This is a genomic window from Amycolatopsis dongchuanensis (assembly GCF_039542405.1).
GTDB classification, from domain to species: domain Bacteria; phylum Actinomycetota; class Actinomycetes; order Mycobacteriales; family Pseudonocardiaceae; genus Amycolatopsis_E; species Amycolatopsis_E sacchari.
Window position 1 is genome coordinate 59,307 of sequence record NZ_BAABIB010000062.1, and the last position, 17,857, is coordinate 77,163.

Below are 17,857 nucleotides of genomic sequence, written 5' to 3' on the forward strand. Positions count from 1 at the left end.
GACGTGACAACCATCGAACACTGGATCGACGGCGCCCTGACCTCGGCCGGGTCCACCCGTACCGCCCCCGTGCACGACCCGGCCACGGGCAGGCGGCAAGCCGAGGTCCTGCTCGCCGAACCGTCCGATGTGGATACCGCTGTCGCTGTGGCGGGCAAGGCCTTCGAGTCCTGGAGCAACTCCTCGCTCACCCAGCGCACCCGTGTGTTGTTCGCCTTCCGCGAGCTGCTGGTGCGCCACGAGGACGAGCTGGCGCGGCTCGTCTCCAGCGAGCACGGCAAGGTCGTCGACGACGCGCGGGGCGAGATCGTGCGGGGCCGCGAGGTCGTGGAGTACGCGTGCGGCATCGCCGACGCGCTCAAGGGCGGCTTCTCCGACCAGGTGTCCCGCGACGTGGACGTGCACAGCTTCCGCCAGCCGCTCGGCGTGGTCGCCGGGATCACCCCGTTCAACTTCCCGGTCATGGTGCCGTCGTGGATGCACCCGATCGCCATCGCCACGGGGAACACCTTCGTCCTCAAGCCCAGCGAGCGCGACCCGTCGGCGTCGAACTTCGTCGCGCGCCTCTACGCCGAGGCGGGGCTGCCGGACGGGGTGTTCAACGTCGTGCACGGCGACAAGGTGGCGGTCGACGCGATCCTGGACCACCCGGGTATCGCGGCGGTGTCCTTCGTCGGGTCCACGCCGATCGCGAAGTACGTGCACGAACGCGCCACCGCCGCGGGCAAGCGCGTCCAGGCCCTCGGCGGCGCGAAGAACCACGCCGTCGTCCTCCCCGACGCGGACCTGGAGTTCGCCGCCAACCACCTCACCGCGGCGGCGTTCGGCTCCGCCGGGCAACGCTGCATGGCGATCTCCATCGGAGTCGCCGTCGGTGACGCGGCGGACGGGCTGGTCGAGGTCCTCGAACGCAAGGCGCGTGAGGTCAAGGTCGGCCCGGGAGCGGACCCGGCCAGCGACATGGGTCCCGTCGTCACCCAGGCCGCCCGCGAACGCGTGCTCGCCGCCGTCGACTCCGCGGCCGCACAGGGTGCCACGGTCGTGGTCGACGGGCGGAGTCTCACGGTCGAGGGCCACGAGGACGGCTTCTTCGTCGGACCGTCCCTTTTGGACAACCTGACCACGGAGATGGACGCCTACCGCGAGGAGATCTTCGGCCCCGTACTCGGCATCGTGCGGGTGGACACCGTGGACGAGGCCATCGCGCTGATCAACGCCAACCCCTACGGCAACGGCACCGCCATCTTCACCGGCAGCGGCGAGGCCGCGCGGAGGTTCCAGCGCGAGGTCAAGGTCGGCATGATCGGGGTCAACGTGCCCATCCCCGTGCCGATGTCGTACTACTCCTTCGGCGGCTGGAAGGACTCGCTCATCGGCGACAGCCCCATCCACGGCCCCGAAGGCGTCCGGTTCTACACGCGCGCCAAGGTCGTGACCACCCGCTGGCCGCACACGGAAGCCGGCTTCAACTTCCCCACCTCCAGCTAGGAGCACTCATGACCACCGCGACGACGCGCACCGTCATCGGCAACCTGTGCCTCGGCACCGCTCCCGACTCCTGGGGGATCTGGTTCCCCCAGGACGAGCACCAGCTCCCCTACACCCGCTTCCTCGACGAACTCGTGCAGGCCGGGTACTCCTGGCTGGAGCTGGGCCCGTTCGGCTACCTGCCCACCGATCCGCGGCAGCTCGCCGACGAGCTGGGGGAGCGGGGCCTGCGGGTGTCCGGCGGTACCACCTTCGGCGCCCTGCACCGCCCCGACCAGTGGGACGACATGCTCGCGAACACCCGCAAGGTCGCGGAGCTGACCGCGGCCGCCGGGGCGCACCACCTCGTCTACATCCCGCCCATGTACCGCGACGAGAAGACCGGCGAGTACACCGAATCTCCCGAGCTGACCGCCGGGCAGTGGGCCTCCTTCGGCAGGCGCGCCGACGAGCTGGGCCGGATCCTGCTGGAGACCTACGACGTGCGGCTCGTGCTGCACCCGCACGCCGACAGCCACATCCAGACCCAGCCCGAGATCGAGCGCTACCTGAACGAAAGCGACGGCCGGTACGCGAACCTGTGCCTGGACACCGGGCACGTGGCCTACGGCGGCGGCGATGCCGTGGACCTGATCCGGCGCTACGGCGAGCGCATCGGTTACGTGCACATCAAGCAGATGGACCCCGTGGTGCTGGACCAGGTCCGCGCGGAGGGGCTGTCGTTCGGGGAGGCCGTCAAACGCGGCGTGTGCGTCGAGCCACCCGCGGGTGTGCCCAACCCGGCCGACGTGGTGTCCGCACTGTCCGAACTGGACGCCGAGATCTTCGTGATCGTCGAGCAGGACCTCTACCCGTGTGCGCCGGAGGTCCCGCTGCCCATCGCCGTGCGCACGCGGGAGTACCTGAACTCGCACGGGCTGGGGGGTGGACGCGCATGACAGTCCACATCGGAGTGATCGGGACCGGGATGATCGGGCAGGACCACATCCGGCGCCTGACCGACGTGGTCACCGGTGCCGACGTGGTCGCGGTGACCGACGTGGACGCCGCCCGCGCGGCGGAGGTCGCGGCTCGCGTCGGTGCCCGTGCCCTGCCCACGGGCCAGGACGTGATCGCCGACCCCGCGGTGGACGCGGTCGTGGTCACCAGCTGGGGTCCGACGCACGCGGAGTACGTGCTGGCCGCGACCGCGGCGGGAAAGCCGGTGTTCTGCGAGAAACCGCTGGCCACCACGGCGGAGGACTGCCTGCGGATCCTCGAAGCCGAGCAGGCCGCCGGCCGCGGGCTGGTGCAGGTCGGGTTCATGCGCCGCTACGACCCCGGGTACCGGGCGGTGAAACGGGCACTCGACGGCGGGCAGCTCGGCCACCCGCTGCTCATGCACTGCGCGCACCGCAACGCGAGCGTGCCCGAGTCCTACCGCTCGGAGATGGCGGTGCAGGACACGGCCGTGCACGAGATCGACGCCATCCGCTGGCTGCTCGGGGAGGAGATCGTGTCGGCGCAGGTGCTCACCCCGCGCCGCACCCGCCACCGCTTCGCGCACCTGGCCGACCCGCAGTTCATGCTCTTCGAGACCGAGAGCGGGGTTCGCGCCGACCTCGAAGTGTTCGTCAACTGCCAGTACGGCTACGACATCCAGTGCGAGACGGTGTGCGAGTCGGGCACCGTGCGGCTGCCCGACCCGGCCGACGCGATCGTCAAGACCGCCACCGGGCAGCGCACCGGCGTCCTCCAGGACTGGAAGCAGCGCTTTGGTGCGGCCTTCGACCTGGAGTTCGCCGAGTGGATCGCCTCGCTGCACGACGGCGGGCCCACCGGACCCAGCGCCTGGGACGGCTACGCCGCCGCCGTGATCACCGACGCCGCCACCGAAGCGCTGCACACCGGCCGCGTCGTGTCGGTGCGGCTCAAGGACCGGCCCGACTTCTACCGGAGCTGACGTGAAGATCGCACTCGACCCCTACATGCTGCGCGGACTGCCGATGGCCGAGATGGTCCGCACAGTCGCGGACATCGGTTACGAGTACCTCGAACTGTCGCCGCGCGAGGACTTCATGCCGTTCTTCCTGCACCCGCGTGCCGACGACGACAAGGTGGCGGAACTCAAGCGCGTGCTTCGGGAGACCGGGGTGCAGCTCGCGAGCGTGCTGCCGCTCTACAAGTGGTCCAGCCCGGACGAGGCGGAGCGGCAGGCCGCGGTCCGCTACTGGAAGCGGATGATCGAGGTGACCGCCGAGCTGGGATGCCCGCTGATGAACTCGGAGTTCAACGGGCGCCCCGAAAAGGCGGCGGAGAGCGAGGCCGCGTTCTGGCGCTCGATGGAGGAGCTGCTGCCGGTGTTCGAGCGCGAGGGCATCGCGCTCGACCTCGAAGCGCACCCCGACGACTTCTGCGAGCTGAACGGCCCGGCCGTGGACCTGGTGCGGGCGGTCAACAAGCCGTGGGTGAACTACCTCTACTGCGCCCCGCACACCTTCCACCTCTCCGACGGCGCGGGCGACATCGCCGGGATGCTGCGGTACGCCGGACCGAAGCTGCGGCACGTGCACATCGCGGACACCTTCAACCACAAGGGGTCCTCGGGCCTGCGGTACATCCTCAACCCGCCCGGCACCCCGGCGCGCGTCCACCAGCACCTCGACATCGGCGAGGGCGAGGTGGACTGGGCGGAGTTCTTCGGCACCCTGCGTGAGCTGCGGTTCGACGGCGTCGCGACGGTGTGTGTCTTCGCCTGGGAGGAACGGGCCGTGGAGTCCTCGACGCTCATGCTCGAACGCGTGGCCAAGGAACTGGCCGCCTGAACCGGAGGGTTTGGATTGTCCGACGTCAAAGACGACGCCGTCGCCGCGCCGCGTGCCGCCAGGGAACCGCACCGCGCCCGGCTCAAGCTCATCACGGTCATCGCCACGTTCGGCGGCCTGCTGTTCGGCTACGACACCGGGGTGATCAACGGTGCCCTGCCGTACATGCGGTCCGACCTCGGGCTGACGCCGTTCACCGAGGGGCTGGTCACCAGTTCGCTGCTGCTGGGCGCGGCGCTGGGCGCCGTGGCGGGCGGGCGGCTGTCCGACCGGCGGGGCCGCCGGCGCACGATCCTGCTGCTCGCCGTGGTGTTCCTGGCCGGCACGCTCGGCTGCACGCTCGCCCCGGCCACAGCCGTGATGGTCGGGTCCCGGTTCGTGCTCGGGCTCGCGGTCGGCGGCGCGTCGGTGACCGTGCCGACGTACCTCGCCGAGGTCTCGCCCGCCGAGCGGCGCGGCAGGCTGGTCACCCAGAACGAGCTGATGATCGTGACCGGGCAGCTGCTCGCGTTCACGTTCAACGCCGTCATCGGCAACGCGTTCGGGGAGAGCGGCGGGGTGTGGCGGTGGATGCTGGTGCTGGCCACCCTGCCCGCGGTCGTGCTGTGGTTCGGGATGCTGGTGCTGCCGGAAAGCCCGCGCTGGCTGGCGGCGCGGGGCCGCTCCGGCGAGGCGCTCGCCGTGCTACGGCAGGTCCGCGCCGCGCACCGGGCGGAGGCGGAGCTGGCCGAGGTGGAGCAGCTGGCCGCGGCGGACGAGCGGAGCCGGTCCGGCGGCTGGGCGGACCTGGCGACCCCGTGGCTCCGGCGGCTCGTCGGAGTCGGGGTCGGCATCGCGGTCGTCCAGCAGATCACCGGCGTCAACTCGATCATGTACTACGGCACGCAGATCCTCACCGGCGCCGGGTTCTCCGCGAACGGCGCGCTCACCGCCAACATCGCCAACGGCGTGATCTCGGTGCTGGCCACGTTCGCCGGGATCTGGTTGCTGGGCAGGCGGAACCGCCGCCCGGTGCTGCTGGCGGGGCAGGCAGGGACCCTGTGCGCGCTGCTGCTGATCGGGATCTTCTCGCTGGTGCTGCCGGCGGGCACCGGCCGCGCGTTCGTGGTGCTGGCGCTGACAGTGACGTTCCTGGCGTTCCAGCAGGGCGCGATCTCGCCGGTGACGTGGCTGATGCTGTCGGAGATCTTCCCGCTGCGGCTGCGCGGGTTCGGGTTCGGCCTGTGCGCGCTGGTGCTGTGGCTGACGAACTTCGCGATCGGCCTGCTGTTCCCGGTGCTGGTCGACGGGATGGGCATCTCCGGCACGTTCTTCCTGTTCGTCGTACTGGGCCTCGGGGCGGTCGCCTTCGTGGCGAAGCACGTGCCGGAGACGCGGGGCCGTTCGCTGGAGACGCTGGAGGAGGAACTCCGGGCGCGGTATTCGGCACGGTAGGCGATCAGGGGGACAGGCGCTCCGCCAGCCAGGGCAGGGAATCGGCGAAAGCCCGCCGCCACAAGGGAAAGTCGTGACGGCCACCGGGCACCACGGTCAGCCGCGTCGCGACACCCGCCGAGCGGGCCAGGGGTTCCAGCTGCCGGGCGGCGGCGAGCGGGTCGGCGTCCTGGTCGCCGACCTCGAACCAGCCGGCCGTGCCCGGGTAGCGCCGGTGGGTCAGCAGCCACCGGGGCTCGTGCCGGTCGAACGCCGCGGTGGAACCGGCGAAGAGCTTCGGCACGGTGTCACCGGGTGCGTTGCGGTCACCGGTGCGGGGCCCCGCCAGCCCGCTGTAGTCGCCGAACGTGGCGAACACGCCGGGATGCCCGAGCGTCAGCTGCAGCGCGCACGAGCCGCCCTCGGACAGCCCGGCCACGGCCCAGTGCGCTCCAGGCGGTTGTGTCGCATAGCGACTGTGCACAAAGGACGGAATAGTGGTCGTGAGGTAGTCCTCGGCCGGTCCGACGCATTCGCTGTCGCCGTCACGGTTTCCGTTGATGTCGGGCATCACGACGACCGGTGCCCGGCCGCCGTGCGCCGCCGCCCACGTCTCGAGCGTGGCGGCCGCGTCGCCGCTGGTGAGCCAGTCCTCCGGTGCGCCCGGGGTGCCGTGCAGGAGCAGCAGGACCGGAAGGCTGGGCCGCGGCACCGTGAACCACACCGGCGGCAGGTACACCACCGCCGGACGCGCCGCGAAGCCCGGCGACGGGATCGCGACCGTCGTGAAGACACCCGCGTGGGGCCGCTGCGCTTCACCGGCGGGCCGGTTCCCGCGCACGGCCACGAGCGCGGACGCGGCCAGCAGCACCACCGCCACCGAGGCGAGGACGAGCCGCGTACCCCGGCGCCGGACGAGCCAGGCCGTGACGGCCAGCAGCCCGGCGACCAGCACCGGCCACCAGCCGCTCAGCGCGCTCACCCCCGTGGCCGCACGAACGGGAACAACACGGTCTGCCGGATGCTGCCCCCGGTGAGCAGGATCAGCAGCCGGTCCACCCCGAGGCCGAGCCCGCCGGTGGGCGGCATGCCGTGTTCGAGCGCGCTGAGGAAGTCGTCGTCGATCTCCATGGCCTCCGGGTCGCCGCTGGCGGCACGCAGGGACTGGGCGTGCAGGCGGCGGCGTTGTTCGACCGGGTCGGTCAGTTCCGTGTACGCGGTGGCGATCTCCGTGCCGAAGGCGATCAGGTCCCACCGCTCGGCCAGTCGCGGGTCGTCGCGGTGGGGGCGCGTCAGCGGCGACGTCTCGGCGGGGTAGTCGGTGTAGAAGGTCGGTTCGACGGTCGCGGGTTCGACGAGGTGCTCGAAGGTGGTCTGGACCAGATCTCCGGTGCCCATCTCCTCGGTGACCGGCACCCCGGCCTTTTCGCACAGCCTGCGCAGGTCGGCCTCCGCGACGTCGGGGGTGATGTGCTCGCCCAGCGCCGCGGAAACGGCGTCGTGGACCGTGACGACCGGCCAGTCGCCCGAGATGTCGTGCTCGCCGTCGGCGTGGCGGACCACCGGCGCGCCGTACGCGGCGACGGCGGCCCGCTGGATCAGTTCGCGCGCCAGCACCCGCATCGTGTGGTAGTCGGCATACGCCTGGTACGCCTCGAGCATCGTGAACTCGGGGTTGTGGGTCGCGTCGACGCCCTCGTTGCGGAAGTTGCGGTTGAGCTCGAAGATCCGCTCGGTGCCCGCGACGCAGAGGCGCTTGAGGTACAGCTCCGGCGCGATGCGCAGGTAGAGACGGGTGTCGTAGGCGTTGCTGTGGGTGACGAACGGGCGGGCGTTGGCGCCCCCGTGCACACCGTGCAGCATCGGGGTTTCGACCTCGAGGAAGTCCGCCGCGTACAAGTGGTCCCGCAGGCTCCGCAGGACGGTGTTGCGCAGCCGGAGGATCGAGGGCAGGTCGGGATCGAGGTAGCGGCGGCGGAGCCGGGTGTCGGGATCGGTGATGCCGTGGCGTTTGTCGGGCAGCGGGTGGAGGCACTTCGCGGTCACGGTCCAGTCGTCCACCCGCACGGACAGCTCACCGCGGCGGGACGTGACCACCTCGCCGCGCACGCCGACGTGGTCGCCGATGTCCACGCCCGCTTGCCACAGCGGGTCCGCGCCGAGGATCAGCTGCAGTTCGCCGGTGAAGTCGCGCAGCCGGGCGAACCGCACGCCGCCGAGGTCGCGCAGCGCCACGACGCGGCCCGCGACCGAGACGTGGCGGCCGGTCCTGGTGTCCGGCGGCAGCGCGGTGAACTCGGCGGCCACGTCCGCGAGCATGGTGTCGCGGGCGAACCCGGCGGGGTAGGGGTCCACCCCGGCCTCGCGTAGCCGGTCCAGTTTGGCCAGCCGCACCCGGGTCTGCTCGGGGCGCCGGACCACCGGGTGCGGATCTGGGGCCGTCGCGTCGATCTCCGCGACCCTGTCGAGGAACCCGGGGCTGACATCGCCGCCGGTGATCGTGCGCCGGGTCGCGCGCCAGCCTGCGGGCAGGAAACCCTCCAGCGCACCGGCGACCAGTGCGACGCGGGCGATGCCGCGGGCCGAGGTGTAGCACAGGAACCGCGGTTGCCAGACGGGGCCGTACTTCGCGTTCGACCGGTACAGCGACTCCAGCTGGACGAACCGGGACGCCACCCCGAGCACCCCGCGCCAGGCCCGCAGCACCGGTCCCGCGCCGATGCGTTCCCCGGCGGCGAACACGGCGCGGAACATCGCGAAGTTCAGCGAAACCCGGGTGGTGCCGAGCCGTCCCGCCTCCTCGACCAGGCGCGTGACCATGAACTCGATCAGCCCGTTGTCGGCGGTGCGGTCCCGCCGCATCAGGTCCAGCGACAGCCCGCGCCTGCCCCACGGCACGAACGACAGCATGCCGCGCAGCTCGCCGTGCGCGTCGTAGGCCTCGACCATCACGCACCGCCGGTCGCTGGGGTCGCCGAGCCGGGACAGCGCCATCGAGAACCCGCGCTCGGTGTCGGCGTTGCGCCAGCGCTGCGCGCGGTCGAGCAGCACCACCATGTCCTCCGGCGGGATCTCGCTGTGGCGGCGCACCCGCGCGGTGTACCCGGCGCGCTCGATCCGGCTCACCGCCTGCCGCACTGACCGCCGCTGCGGGCCGGCCAGCGTGAACTCGTGGATGTCCAGCACCGCCTCGTCCCCCAGCTCCAGCGCCTTGAGCCCGGCGGCGGCGTAGGCGCGGGCGCCCTGCTCGCTGGCGCCCAGCACACCCGGCACCCAGCCGTAGGTGTGGGCCTCGGCGAGCCACGCCTCGATCGCCTGCCCCCACGCGTCCCGGTCGCCGATCGGGTCGGCGCTGGCGATGCTGGTGCCCGCCAGCACGCGGTAGGTGACGGCCGCCTGCCCGTTCGGGGCGAAGATCACGCTCTTGTCCCGGCGGGTGGCGAAGTAGCCCAGCGAGTCGTCCTCGCCGTGGTGCGCCAGCAGCTCCCGGACCCGCAGTTCCGAGTCGGCGGTGAGCTGCCGCTGGCCGCGGACGCTGCGGAAGAACACCGCGCACGCCGTGACCACGACGGCCGTGCTGCCCACGTCCAGCAGCCAGTCGATCCAGGCCGGTCCTTCCCGCACCCCCAGGCGGCGCAGCGACACCAGCTCACCGGTGGCGTGGTTGGCCGCCCAGAGGAAGCTGTCGCCGAGCCCGGACAGCGTGCCGGGGAAGACCGTGAGCAACGCCCACCCGCCGAAGACGACCACCGTGATCCCGCAGCCGGCCACCAGCAGCGTGTCCTTGAACGCGCCGGGGGCCAGCCGCGCCGGGAACGCCGGCCGCAGCACGCACAGCAGGACGATCAGGCCGACCGAGACGAGTTCGGCGCCGGTCAGCACCCACAGCGTGGCGGGCAGGTGGTGGGTGGTGCGCGGCAGTTTCAGCGCGTGCGGCGCCCAGAGCAGGGTCGCCTGCAGCGCCAGCGTCGTCAGCAGGCCACCGGCCTGGAACAGCAGCAGCACGTCGAGCGCCGCGCGCTTGCGCCGCCGCAACGCCGCGCCGAGCACCGCCAGCACCAGCGCGATCAGGACGTTGGCATCGGTGGGCAGGTTCAGCAGGTCGAACACGCCCACCGTCCACCGGTAGAACGCGCGGTGGCCGCCCCAGACGAGCAGCGCGACGGACGCCAGCGCGCTCAGCTGCACGACCGTGGCCACCACCCCCGCGGCCTTCCGCCGCCAACGGGGCACTTGCTTGCCCACCGGAACCTCCAGGGATCGTTCGTCGCCCGACGCGCTCAGGACGGCTGGACCGAGGTGTCGGTTCCGCGCAGGCACCCGGGAGTCCCCGGATCGGGCAGCGGCCACGGCGGCACCCCGTCGGCGGGAGGCGCGTCGGCGGGCACCGGGCTGCCGAGCTGGCCGCCCAGCCAGGTCAGCACGGCGGGGAGTTCGGTGCGCACGCTGTTCAGGTTGTGCCCGCTGGGCGGCAGCACCCACGTCGTCAGCTGCACGGGCGAGGCGGCCGCGGCGTGCAGCCGGTCCAGCGCGGCCCGCTCGTCGCCCGCCGCGCCGTCCGCCGTCGCCAGCAGCCGCAGGGGCGACGGGTGCTCGCGAAGCACGGCGGAGACGTCGTTGGCGTGCCGGATGTCGTCGCGGCCGTGGAACAGGTCCCCGGTCTCGACGTCGTGCGGGGTGACGTCGTAGCCGCTCATGCTCACCGCCACGGAGAACCACTGCGGGTGCCGCGCGGCCAGGTCGAGCGCGCAGTACCCGCCGGAGGACCAGCCCGCCACGGCCCACCCCTCGCGGTCCGCGCGCACCCGGAGCGCGTGCTGCGCCCAGCCGCGCACGTCGGCGGACAGGAACGTGTCGTCCGCCGGGCCGGACACCGCGTCCACGCACTCCGAGTCGTGGCTCAGCCGCGGTTCGCCGTTGGGGTCGGGCACGATCACGACCGCGGGCGGCAGCCGGTGCGCGGCGATCTGCTCGTCGAGCAGGTCCGGCAGCCCGTAGAGGGTCGCGACCTGCCGCGGCTCGCCGGGGAAGTGCGGGATCCACTCGATCACCGGGAACCGGAAACCCGCCCACTCCGGCGCGCTGTACGCGGCGGGCAGGTACACGTCGACGTCACGCGTCATGCCGGTGCGGTGGCCGGTCACCGTCAGGTGCAGCATCGAGCCCTTCCCGGCGCCGGCGCGCTCCCGGACCGTGGGCAGCGTCCGGTCGAGGTCGCGGCCGTCCGGCCCGGCGTCGGCCACCGTGCCCTCGCCCGGGTTCGGCGACGTGCCCAGCAGGGAACCCAGCGTGGGGAAGAAGCTGCCGGCGGAGTTCACCGCGAGCCCGCAGGCCGCCACCACCGCCATCACGGCGAGCACGGTCGTGCCCACCCGGCCCGGCGTGCGGTGCCGCCAGCGGTCCCACGCCCAGGGGACCGCGGCCACCGCGACGAGCGCGACGACAGCGGCACCGAGGACCACCGGCAGGGTGTCGATCCGGATCGCGGATGCGTGCATGGGGCTTACGCTAGCCAGTGCCCTCCCGGGCTCGATCTACCGCCTAGCAGGGCAAACGTCGTTCAGCGTCCGCTCAGGAAAGGCGTTCTACGCTACGCGCGGGGGCGCTGTGCGCGCGGCTCTCCCGGCGCTTTCTCAGTGTCCTCACAGCGATCGGAGCGCAGGGTGACGCCCGCCTGCCGACCGAACGAAGAGGAGCGTCCTGGTGAGCCTGAGTGCACCGCCCGAGCTGGGGGCACCGCACGCCGCACCGCCCCGGCGGCTGCCGTGGCGGACGAGCGCCGCCGCCGCACTCGCCCGGCTGGTCGCCGCCGGCTCCCGGCGGCTCGGCACGGGTGCGGGCGGGGTGGCGGGCGGCAGGTTCGCGCTCCGGCTGGACCCGCGGGCGCTGGCGCGGCTGGGGCGGGCCCGGACCGTGGTGCTGGTGACCGGCACCAACGGCAAGACGACCACGACCGCGATGCTGAGCCGGGTGCTCGGGGTGCTGGGCGAGGTCGCGGTCAACGGTGACGGCGCGAACCTGCCGGACGGCGTCACCGCCGCGCTGGCCGCGCGCCCCCGCGTGCCGCTCGCGGTGCTGGAGGTGGACGAGTTCCACGTGCCCGCGGTCGCGGCGGCGGTGCGGCCGGTGTGCCTGGTGCTGCTCAACCTCACCCGCGACCAGCTCGACCGGGTCGGCGAGGTGCGGGCCGTCGAACGCGCCCTCCGGAAGGCGGTGGCGGAGCTGCCCGGCACGACGGTCGTCGCCAACTGCGACGACCCGCTGGTCGTGTCGGTGGGGCTGGCGGCGAGCTCCGCGGTGTGGGTGGCCGCGGGCCAGACGTGGCACGCCGACGCCACGGCGTGCGCCCGCTGCGGCGAGCCGCTGCGGCACGAGGGGGCGGACTGGTCGTGCCGGTGCGGGCTCACCCGCCCGGAACCGGCGTGGGTGCTGGAGGACGAGACCGCCGTGCTCGGGGACGGGGTCCGCGTGCCGCTCGGGCTGGGGTTGCCGGGCCGCGCCAACGCCGCCAACGCGGCACTCGCGCTCGCCACCGCGGCCACCCTCGGCGTCCCGCCGCGGCTCGCGGCCGAGCGGCTGAGCACCATCACCGAGGTCGGCGGCCGCTACCGGCGGGTCGAGGTGCACGGCCGGACCGTGCGGCTGCTGCTGGCGAAGAACCCGGCCGGCTGGCGGGAAACCCTGCCGATGCTCGAACCGGGCGCGCCGATCGTGCTCGCCGTCAACGGCCGCGAGGCGGACGGGCGTGACCTGTCGTGGCTGTGGGACGTGCCGTTCGGGCAGCTCGCCGGGCGCACGGTGGTGGTGAGCGGGGAACGCGCGCTGGACCTCGCCGTGCGGCTGACCTACGCGGAGGTGCCGCACACGGTGCGGCCCGACCCGCTGGACGCGATTTCCGCCGCCGGGCCCGGCCCGGTGGAGCTGGTCGCGAACTACACCGCGTTCCGCGACGTTTCCCGGCGGCTGGCGGGGAGACGCGGGTGACCGGTACGGCGGTGCGGATCGGGCTGGTGCTGCCGGACGTGCTGGGCACCTACGGCGACTCCGGCAACGCGGCCGTGCTGCGGCAGCGGCTGCGGTGGCGGGGCATCGACGCCGAGGTGGTGGACGTGCACCTCGGCGCTCCCGTCCCGTCGGGGCTCGACGTGTACCTGCTCGGCGGCGGCGAGGACGAGGCGCAGGCACTGGCCGCGGCGCACCTGCGCGCCCACCCGGGGCTCCAGCGCGCGGCGGCGCGCGGTGCCGTGGTTTTCGGGGTCTGCGCGGGACTGCAGGTGCTCGGCTCGTCGTTCGTGGTCTCCGGCGGTACCCGCCACGCGGGCCTCGGCCTGCTCGACGTGAGCACGAGCCCCGGCGAGCGGCGCGCGGTGGGGGAGGTGGTCGTCGAGTGGGACCGCGAACCGCTCACGGGATTCGAAAACCACCTCGGCGTCACCACGCTCGGCCCCGGTAGCAGCCCGCTCGGCAGGGTCAGGGCGGGCATCGGCAACGGTGACGGCACCGACGGCGCCGTCACCGGCCACGTGCTCGCGACCTACCTGCACGGCCCGGTGCTGGCGCGCAACCCCGCGCTGGCCGACCTGCTGCTGAGCTGGGTGCTCGGCACGCCGCCCGGCGAACTCCCGGTGCCGGAGGTGGGGGAGCTGCGGCGGGAACGGCTGCGCGCGGCGAGGGCGGCCCGGTGGCGCTGAGCGTGCGCCCGCCGTCCTACAGTGGGGCGATGCGAGGCGTCCGGCGCAGGCCCGGGCTGCGGGTGCGCACCACGTTCGTCGCGGTCGTCGCGGTGGCCGTCACCCTCGTGGTGGCCGGGGTCGTGGTGATCCTGCTGCTGAACTGGTCCCTCGACAAGTCCACCACCGAGGACGCCCGCGGCGCGGCCCGGCAGGTCGTCAACGAGATCGCCCGCGAGGGCGCCGGGGACCTGACCGGCAACGACATCGCCAGCACCGGGGACAGCGCCTCGGTGATCCAGGTCCTCGACCGCACCGGCCGCCCGCTGACGAGCGATCCGGCACTGGCCGGCCGCCCGCCGCTGACCGCCGCGCGCCCGGCGCCCGGCCAGGAGGTGGTCGAGACCACCAGCCTGAACGTGGACGGTGTCGACGGGGACTTCCGGCTGGTGTCGATGGGGGTGCGGGGGCCCGGCGGCCCGTACGTCGTGGTGTCGGCGCGGTCGCTGGCCCCCGTGACCGAGGCGTCGGCCAGGCTGTCGCTGCTGCTCGCGCTCGCCGGGCTGCCGCTGCTGGCGATCTCCGCGCTCGCGGTGTACCGGGCGGTGGGTTCGGCGCTGTGGCCGGTGGAGCGGATGCGCCGCAACGTCGCCGAGATCTCCACCAGGGACCTGGGGCGGCGGGTGGAGGTGCCGCCCGGCGGCGACGCGTTCCACCGCCTGGCCACCACGCTCAACGGCATGCTCGACCGGCTCGCCTCCGCGCAGAGCGCGCAGCGGCGGTTCGTGGCCGACGCCAGCCACGAGCTGAGGTCCCCGCTGAACACCATCACCACCGCGCTCGAGGTGCGGGAGCACCACCCCGGCGCCATGCCCGACGACGAGTTGCGCCGCGTCGTCTCGACGGAGACCGCCCGCCTGCGTGAGCTGGTCGACGACCTGTTGCTGCTGGCCCGCACCGACGACACCACCGACAACCCGCCGCACACCGAGATCGACCTCGACGACCTCGCCCACGCGGAAGCCGACCGGGCGCGCGCCACGGTCGGGCTCTCCGTCGAGGTCCGGGCGAGCCCCGTCAAGGTCCGCGGGCACGCCGGGCAGCTCCGGCGCGCCGTGCGCAACCTCGTCGACAACGCCCGCGAACACGCCCGCTCCCGCATCCGGGTCCGCACCGGCGTCGCGGACGGGTACGCGCTGGTGGAGGTCAGCGACGACGGGCCGGGCGTGCCCGAGGCCGACCGCCGCCGCATCTTCGAACGGTTCGTGCGCCGCGACGACTCCCGGCACCACGGCGCGGGCGGTTCGGCGGGGCTGGGGCTGGCCATCGTCGCCGGGATCGCCGCCCGCCACGGCGGTACCGCCGAGTGCCTGGCCAGCACGGACGGCGTGTACCCGGGTGCGTGCTTCCGGCTCAGCCTGCCGCTGGGAGGTGATCGCTGATGCGGGTGCTGGTGGTCGAGGACGAGCAGGCGTTCGCCGAGACGCTGCGGCGGGGACTGGCCGCCGAGGGGTTCACCGTCGACGTCGCCCACACCGGGACCGACGGGCTGTGGCTCGCGACGGAACGGCCGTACGACGTCATCGTGCTCGACATCATGCTGCCCGGCGCGTCCGGTTACGAGGTGCTGAAAAGCCTGCGGGCGCAGGAGAACTGGACACCCGTGCTGATGCTCACCGCCAAGGACGGCGAGTACGACGAGGCCGACGCGTTCGACCTCGGCGCCGACGACTACCTCACCAAACCGTTCTCCTACGTCGTGCTGCTGGCGAGGCTCCGCGCGCTGCTGCGGCGGGGCGCCCCCGAACGTCCCGCGGTGCTCACCGCCGGGGACCTCCGGCTGGACCCCGCCGCCCGCACCGTGCACCGGGGCGGCCGCGAGATCGAGCTGACCGCGCGCGAGTTCGGGTTGCTGGAGTTCCTGTTGCGGCGCCGGGGCGAGGCGCTGACCAAGCACCAGATCCTCACCCACGTCTGGGACGCCCACTACGAGGGTGACGAGAACATCGTCGAGGTCTACATCGGCTACCTGCGCCGCAAGATCGGCACCGAGGCGATCCAGACGCTCCGCGGGGTGGGCTACCGGATGGCGTGACCCGGCGGGCAGGGCGTCACCAGAGCGCTTCGATCCCGGCGAGGATGAGGTCGATGCCCGCGAGGAACTGCTCGCGGTCGTCGTGGTCCCGCAGCTGGGTCGCGACCTCGTGGGCAAACGGGTACTCGGCGGGATCGAGGTCGGCCCACAGGTCCGCGACCGCGGCGAGGACCTCGCCGCGGTCGGTGCCCGGCTCCACCGAGCGCGCGTTCGCGGCGTTCTGCCCCGCTACGCCGAGGATGTAGTTCAGCAGCGCGGACGCCGAGGCGAACCGCGCGGCCGCGGGCACGCCGAGCGCGCGCACCTGCTGCCCGATGCGCTCGAAGATCCGCAGCATGGTCGGCTGGGACGGGAGGCGGGCGAGCTGGGTGCCCGCCCACGGGTGCGCGTCGATAGCGTCGAAGACGCCGAGCGCGAGCGCGCGCACCGCGTCCTCCGGGGTGCCGTCGGAGGGCTCGGCGGCGATCGCCCGGGTGAGCACGGCGTCGGTGGCGGCGACGAGCAGCTCGTCCTTGTTCGCCACGTGCCAGTAGATCGCGCCGGGACCGGTCCGCAACCGCGCGGCCAGCGCGCGGAAGGTCAGCCCGCTCTCTCCCGCGGCGTCGAGCATCTCGACCGCCGCCTCGACGATGCGCTCGCGTGACAGGGCATCCGCACGCCGCTCCGGGCGCCGCGTCCTCGTGGCCATGCCTCCATCTTGACATACCTGGAACGTCGTTCCAAACTGTCGATGGAACGACGTTCCAGAGGAAGGGGAATTCCATGACCACATCAGTCACGATCGTCGGGGCCGGGCTCGGGGGGCTCGTGCTCGCGCGCGTCCTGCACGTCCACGGCATCCCGGTCACCGTGTACGAGGCCGAGGGCTCGCCCGAAGCCCGCACCCAGGGCGGCATGCTCGACATCCACGAACACGACGGCCAGGTCGCGCTGGCGGCCGCCGGCCTGACCGACGATTTCCGCGCCCTGATCCACGAGGGCGGCCAGGCGACCCGCGTGCTCGACAGCCAGGGCGCGGTGCTGTTCGACGAGCCCGACGACGGCACCGGCGGCAGGCCCGAGGTCAAACGCGGCGAGCTGCGGCGCATCCTGCTCGAGTCGCTCCCGGCCGGGACCGTCCACTGGGGACACAAGGTCACCGGCATCCGCCCGGTCGACGGCGGGCACGAGCTGACGTTCGCCGACGGTTCCGCGGCGGTGGCGAGCCTGCTGGTCGGAGCGGACGGAGCGTGGTCCCGCGTGCGCCCGCTGCTGTCCGACGCGAAGCCCGAGTATGCGGGGGTGACGTTCGTCGAGACGTACCTGTTCGACGCCGACGCACGTCACCCCGCGACGGCGAAGGCGGTGGGCGGCGGCGCGTTGTTCGCGGGCGTGCCGGGGACGGCGATCACCGCCCACCGGGAACCGGGCGCGGTCCTGCACACCTACGTCCAGCTCCGGCGGCCGCGCGAGTGGGCCGAGGGCATCGACTTCACCGACGCCGATGCGGCAAGGGCGAGGGTGGCGGAGGAGCTGGACGGCTGGGCGCCGGAGCTGCGGGCGCTCATCACCGACGGTGAGACGGCGCCGGTGGTGCGGGTGCTGCACACGCTGCCCGCCGAGCACCGGTGGGAGCGCGTCCCCGGCGTCACCCTGCTCGGTGACGCCGCGCACCTGATGCCACCGTCCGGTGAGGGCGCGAACCTCGCCATGTTCGACGGCGCCGAACTCGCCAAGGCGATCGTGGCGCACCCGGGTGATGTCGAGACCGCCCTCGCCGAGTACGAGGCCGCGATGTTCGCCCGCAGCGCGAAGGCCGCAGCCGATGCGGCGGAGCTCCTGGAATTCTGCCTCGGGGACCGCGCGCCCCACAGCCTGGTCGAGATGTTCACTAGCCACCAGGCGGCGTGAAGGGGGAGCCTATTGTGGACGGTCGCTTGCGGGGCCTCGCGGCGGTGACCGCGCCCGCAGTGCCCGGCGCGGCAGGGCGAGGCGGAGGCGCCCGGCGCGGGTGCCGCCAGGCGCGGAGCGCAGGGAGTGTCCGTTGTAGACGTATGACTTGAGGGGCCTCTCGGCGGCGACCGTGCCGCAGCGCCCGGCCCGGCCGCCACCAGGTGGGGTGAGGCCGGGGCGTCCGGCGCGGCCGCCACCAGGTGGAGAGACTGCCCCGGCCATCGCGGGCGGGCAGCTCGCGGCGACCTGGCGGGGGTGGCCCCGCCCGCAGTGCCCGGCACGGCCACCACCAGGCGGGGTGAGGCCGGGGCGTCCGGGCGGCAGCTACCAGGTGGAGAGGCTGCCTCGGCATCGCGGGTGGGCAGCTCAGAGCGACCCTGCGTCGATGACCGCGCCGCAGCGCCCGGCCCGGCCACCGCCAGGCAGGGCGAGTCGGGCCGCCAGGGGGCCCCAGC

At 73.4% G+C, this 17,857-nt stretch carries 14 protein-coding genes; 10 read left to right on the top strand and 4 right to left on the bottom strand.

Annotation, left to right across the window (positions count from 1 at the left end; translation table 11 throughout):
- The first annotated feature begins 3 nt into the window (after positions 1 to 3).
- Genes ABFX51_RS14335 through ABFX51_RS14355 form a run of 5 tightly spaced genes read left to right on the top strand, consistent with a single transcriptional unit; the run spans position 4 to position 5,726 of the window.
- On the top strand, positions 4 to 1,488 hold the full coding sequence (locus ABFX51_RS14335) for a CoA-acylating methylmalonate-semialdehyde dehydrogenase (RefSeq protein WP_091514804.1): 1,485 nt from the start codon (positions 4 to 6) through the stop codon (positions 1,486 to 1,488).
- An 8-nt stretch (positions 1,489 to 1,496) separates the two neighbouring features.
- Positions 1,497 to 2,426 carry a TIM barrel protein gene (locus ABFX51_RS14340; protein ID WP_091514807.1) on the top strand — a complete coding sequence of 310 codons (930 nt, stop codon included), beginning with the start codon at positions 1,497 to 1,499 and terminating at the stop codon, positions 2,424 to 2,426.
- Entirely contained in the window at positions 2,423 to 3,430 is a 1,008-nt protein-coding gene (locus ABFX51_RS14345) for a Gfo/Idh/MocA family oxidoreductase (protein WP_091514809.1), read from the top strand. Before ABFX51_RS14340 ends, ABFX51_RS14345 begins: the two co-directional genes overlap by 4 nt.
- A 1-nt stretch (position 3,431) precedes the next feature.
- The gene (locus ABFX51_RS14350; RefSeq protein ID WP_091514811.1) at positions 3,432 to 4,292 is read left to right on the top strand and encodes a sugar phosphate isomerase/epimerase family protein; all 861 of its coding nucleotides are present in this window, start codon (positions 3,432 to 3,434) and stop codon (positions 4,290 to 4,292) included.
- 15 nt (positions 4,293 to 4,307) lie between these two features.
- Positions 4,308 to 5,726, top strand: a complete 1,419-nt coding sequence (locus ABFX51_RS14355) for a sugar porter family MFS transporter (RefSeq protein WP_091514813.1) — start codon at positions 4,308 to 4,310, stop codon at positions 5,724 to 5,726.
- 4 nt (positions 5,727 to 5,730) lie between these two features.
- Here ABFX51_RS14355 and ABFX51_RS14360 read toward each other — a convergent pair whose 3' ends face one another.
- From ABFX51_RS14360 to ABFX51_RS14370, 3 genes are read right to left on the bottom strand one after another with little or no spacing between them, the layout of a single operon-like run.
- Complete coding sequence (locus ABFX51_RS14360; protein WP_346053940.1) at positions 5,731 to 6,687, bottom strand: alpha/beta hydrolase; 957 nt, start codon at positions 6,685 to 6,687, stop codon at positions 5,731 to 5,733.
- Positions 6,684 to 9,950 (bottom strand): bifunctional lysylphosphatidylglycerol synthetase/lysine--tRNA ligase LysX, encoded by a 3,267-nt coding sequence (gene lysX / locus ABFX51_RS14365; RefSeq protein WP_346053941.1) that lies wholly within the window; start codon positions 9,948 to 9,950, stop codon positions 6,684 to 6,686. Before lysX ends, ABFX51_RS14360 begins: the two co-directional genes overlap by 4 nt.
- Before the next feature lie 35 nt (positions 9,951 to 9,985).
- Positions 9,986 to 11,203, bottom strand: a complete 1,218-nt coding sequence (locus ABFX51_RS14370) for an alpha/beta hydrolase (protein ID WP_346053942.1) — start codon at positions 11,201 to 11,203, stop codon at positions 9,986 to 9,988.
- Between the two features lie 205 nt (positions 11,204 to 11,408).
- On the opposite strand from ABFX51_RS14370, the gene ABFX51_RS14375 reads away from it, so the two are divergent.
- Genes ABFX51_RS14375 through ABFX51_RS14390 form a run of 4 tightly spaced genes read left to right on the top strand, consistent with a single transcriptional unit; the run spans position 11,409 to position 15,470 of the window.
- Positions 11,409 to 12,689 (top strand): MurT ligase domain-containing protein, encoded by a 1,281-nt coding sequence (locus ABFX51_RS14375; RefSeq protein WP_346053943.1) that lies wholly within the window; start codon positions 11,409 to 11,411, stop codon positions 12,687 to 12,689.
- Complete coding sequence (locus tag ABFX51_RS14380) at positions 12,686 to 13,396, top strand: type 1 glutamine amidotransferase (RefSeq protein ID WP_346053944.1); 711 nt, start codon at positions 12,686 to 12,688, stop codon at positions 13,394 to 13,396. Before ABFX51_RS14375 ends, ABFX51_RS14380 begins: the two co-directional genes overlap by 4 nt.
- Positions 13,397 to 13,425: 29 nt before the next feature.
- Positions 13,426 to 14,817, top strand: coding sequence for a sensor histidine kinase (locus ABFX51_RS14385; protein WP_091514955.1), 1,392 nt, complete (start codon positions 13,426 to 13,428; stop codon positions 14,815 to 14,817).
- Entirely contained in the window at positions 14,817 to 15,470 is a 654-nt protein-coding gene (locus ABFX51_RS14390; protein ID WP_091514824.1) for a response regulator transcription factor, read from the top strand. The genes ABFX51_RS14385 and ABFX51_RS14390 overlap by 1 nt, the downstream gene beginning before the upstream one ends.
- 16 nt (positions 15,471 to 15,486) lie before the next feature.
- Here the strand turns inward: ABFX51_RS14390 and ABFX51_RS14395 are convergent, their stop codons facing one another.
- Positions 15,487 to 16,158 carry a TetR/AcrR family transcriptional regulator gene (locus ABFX51_RS14395; protein ID WP_091514826.1) on the bottom strand — a complete coding sequence of 224 codons (672 nt, stop codon included), beginning with the start codon at positions 16,156 to 16,158 and terminating at the stop codon, positions 15,487 to 15,489.
- Positions 16,159 to 16,232: 74 nt separating this feature from the next.
- On the opposite strand from ABFX51_RS14395, the gene ABFX51_RS14400 reads away from it, so the two are divergent.
- Positions 16,233 to 17,360 carry an FAD-dependent oxidoreductase gene (locus ABFX51_RS14400; RefSeq protein WP_346053945.1) on the top strand — a complete coding sequence of 376 codons (1,128 nt, stop codon included), beginning with the start codon at positions 16,233 to 16,235 and terminating at the stop codon, positions 17,358 to 17,360.
- Positions 17,361 to 17,857 lie beyond the last annotated feature (497 nt).

Bases quoted from the DNA above. Each gene is read 5' to 3' on its own strand.
- ABFX51_RS14345 (WP_091514809.1), top strand. From the start codon at position 2,423: ATGACAGTCCACATCGGAGTGATCGGGACCGGGATGATCGGGCAGGAC.
- ABFX51_RS14370 (WP_346053942.1), bottom strand. From the start codon at position 11,203: ATGCACGCATCCGCGATCCGGATCGACACCCTGCCGGTGGTCCTCGGT.
- ABFX51_RS14400 (WP_346053945.1), top strand. From the start codon at position 16,233: ATGACCACATCAGTCACGATCGTCGGGGCCGGGCTCGGGGGGCTCGTG.
- ABFX51_RS14340 (WP_091514807.1), top strand. From the start codon at position 1,497: ATGACCACCGCGACGACGCGCACCGTCATCGGCAACCTGTGCCTCGGC.
- ABFX51_RS14385 (WP_091514955.1), top strand. From the start codon at position 13,426: ATGCGAGGCGTCCGGCGCAGGCCCGGGCTGCGGGTGCGCACCACGTTC.
- ABFX51_RS14395 (WP_091514826.1), bottom strand. From the start codon at position 16,158: ATGGCCACGAGGACGCGGCGCCCGGAGCGGCGTGCGGATGCCCTGTCA.
- ABFX51_RS14390 (WP_091514824.1), top strand. From the start codon at position 14,817: ATGCGGGTGCTGGTGGTCGAGGACGAGCAGGCGTTCGCCGAGACGCTG.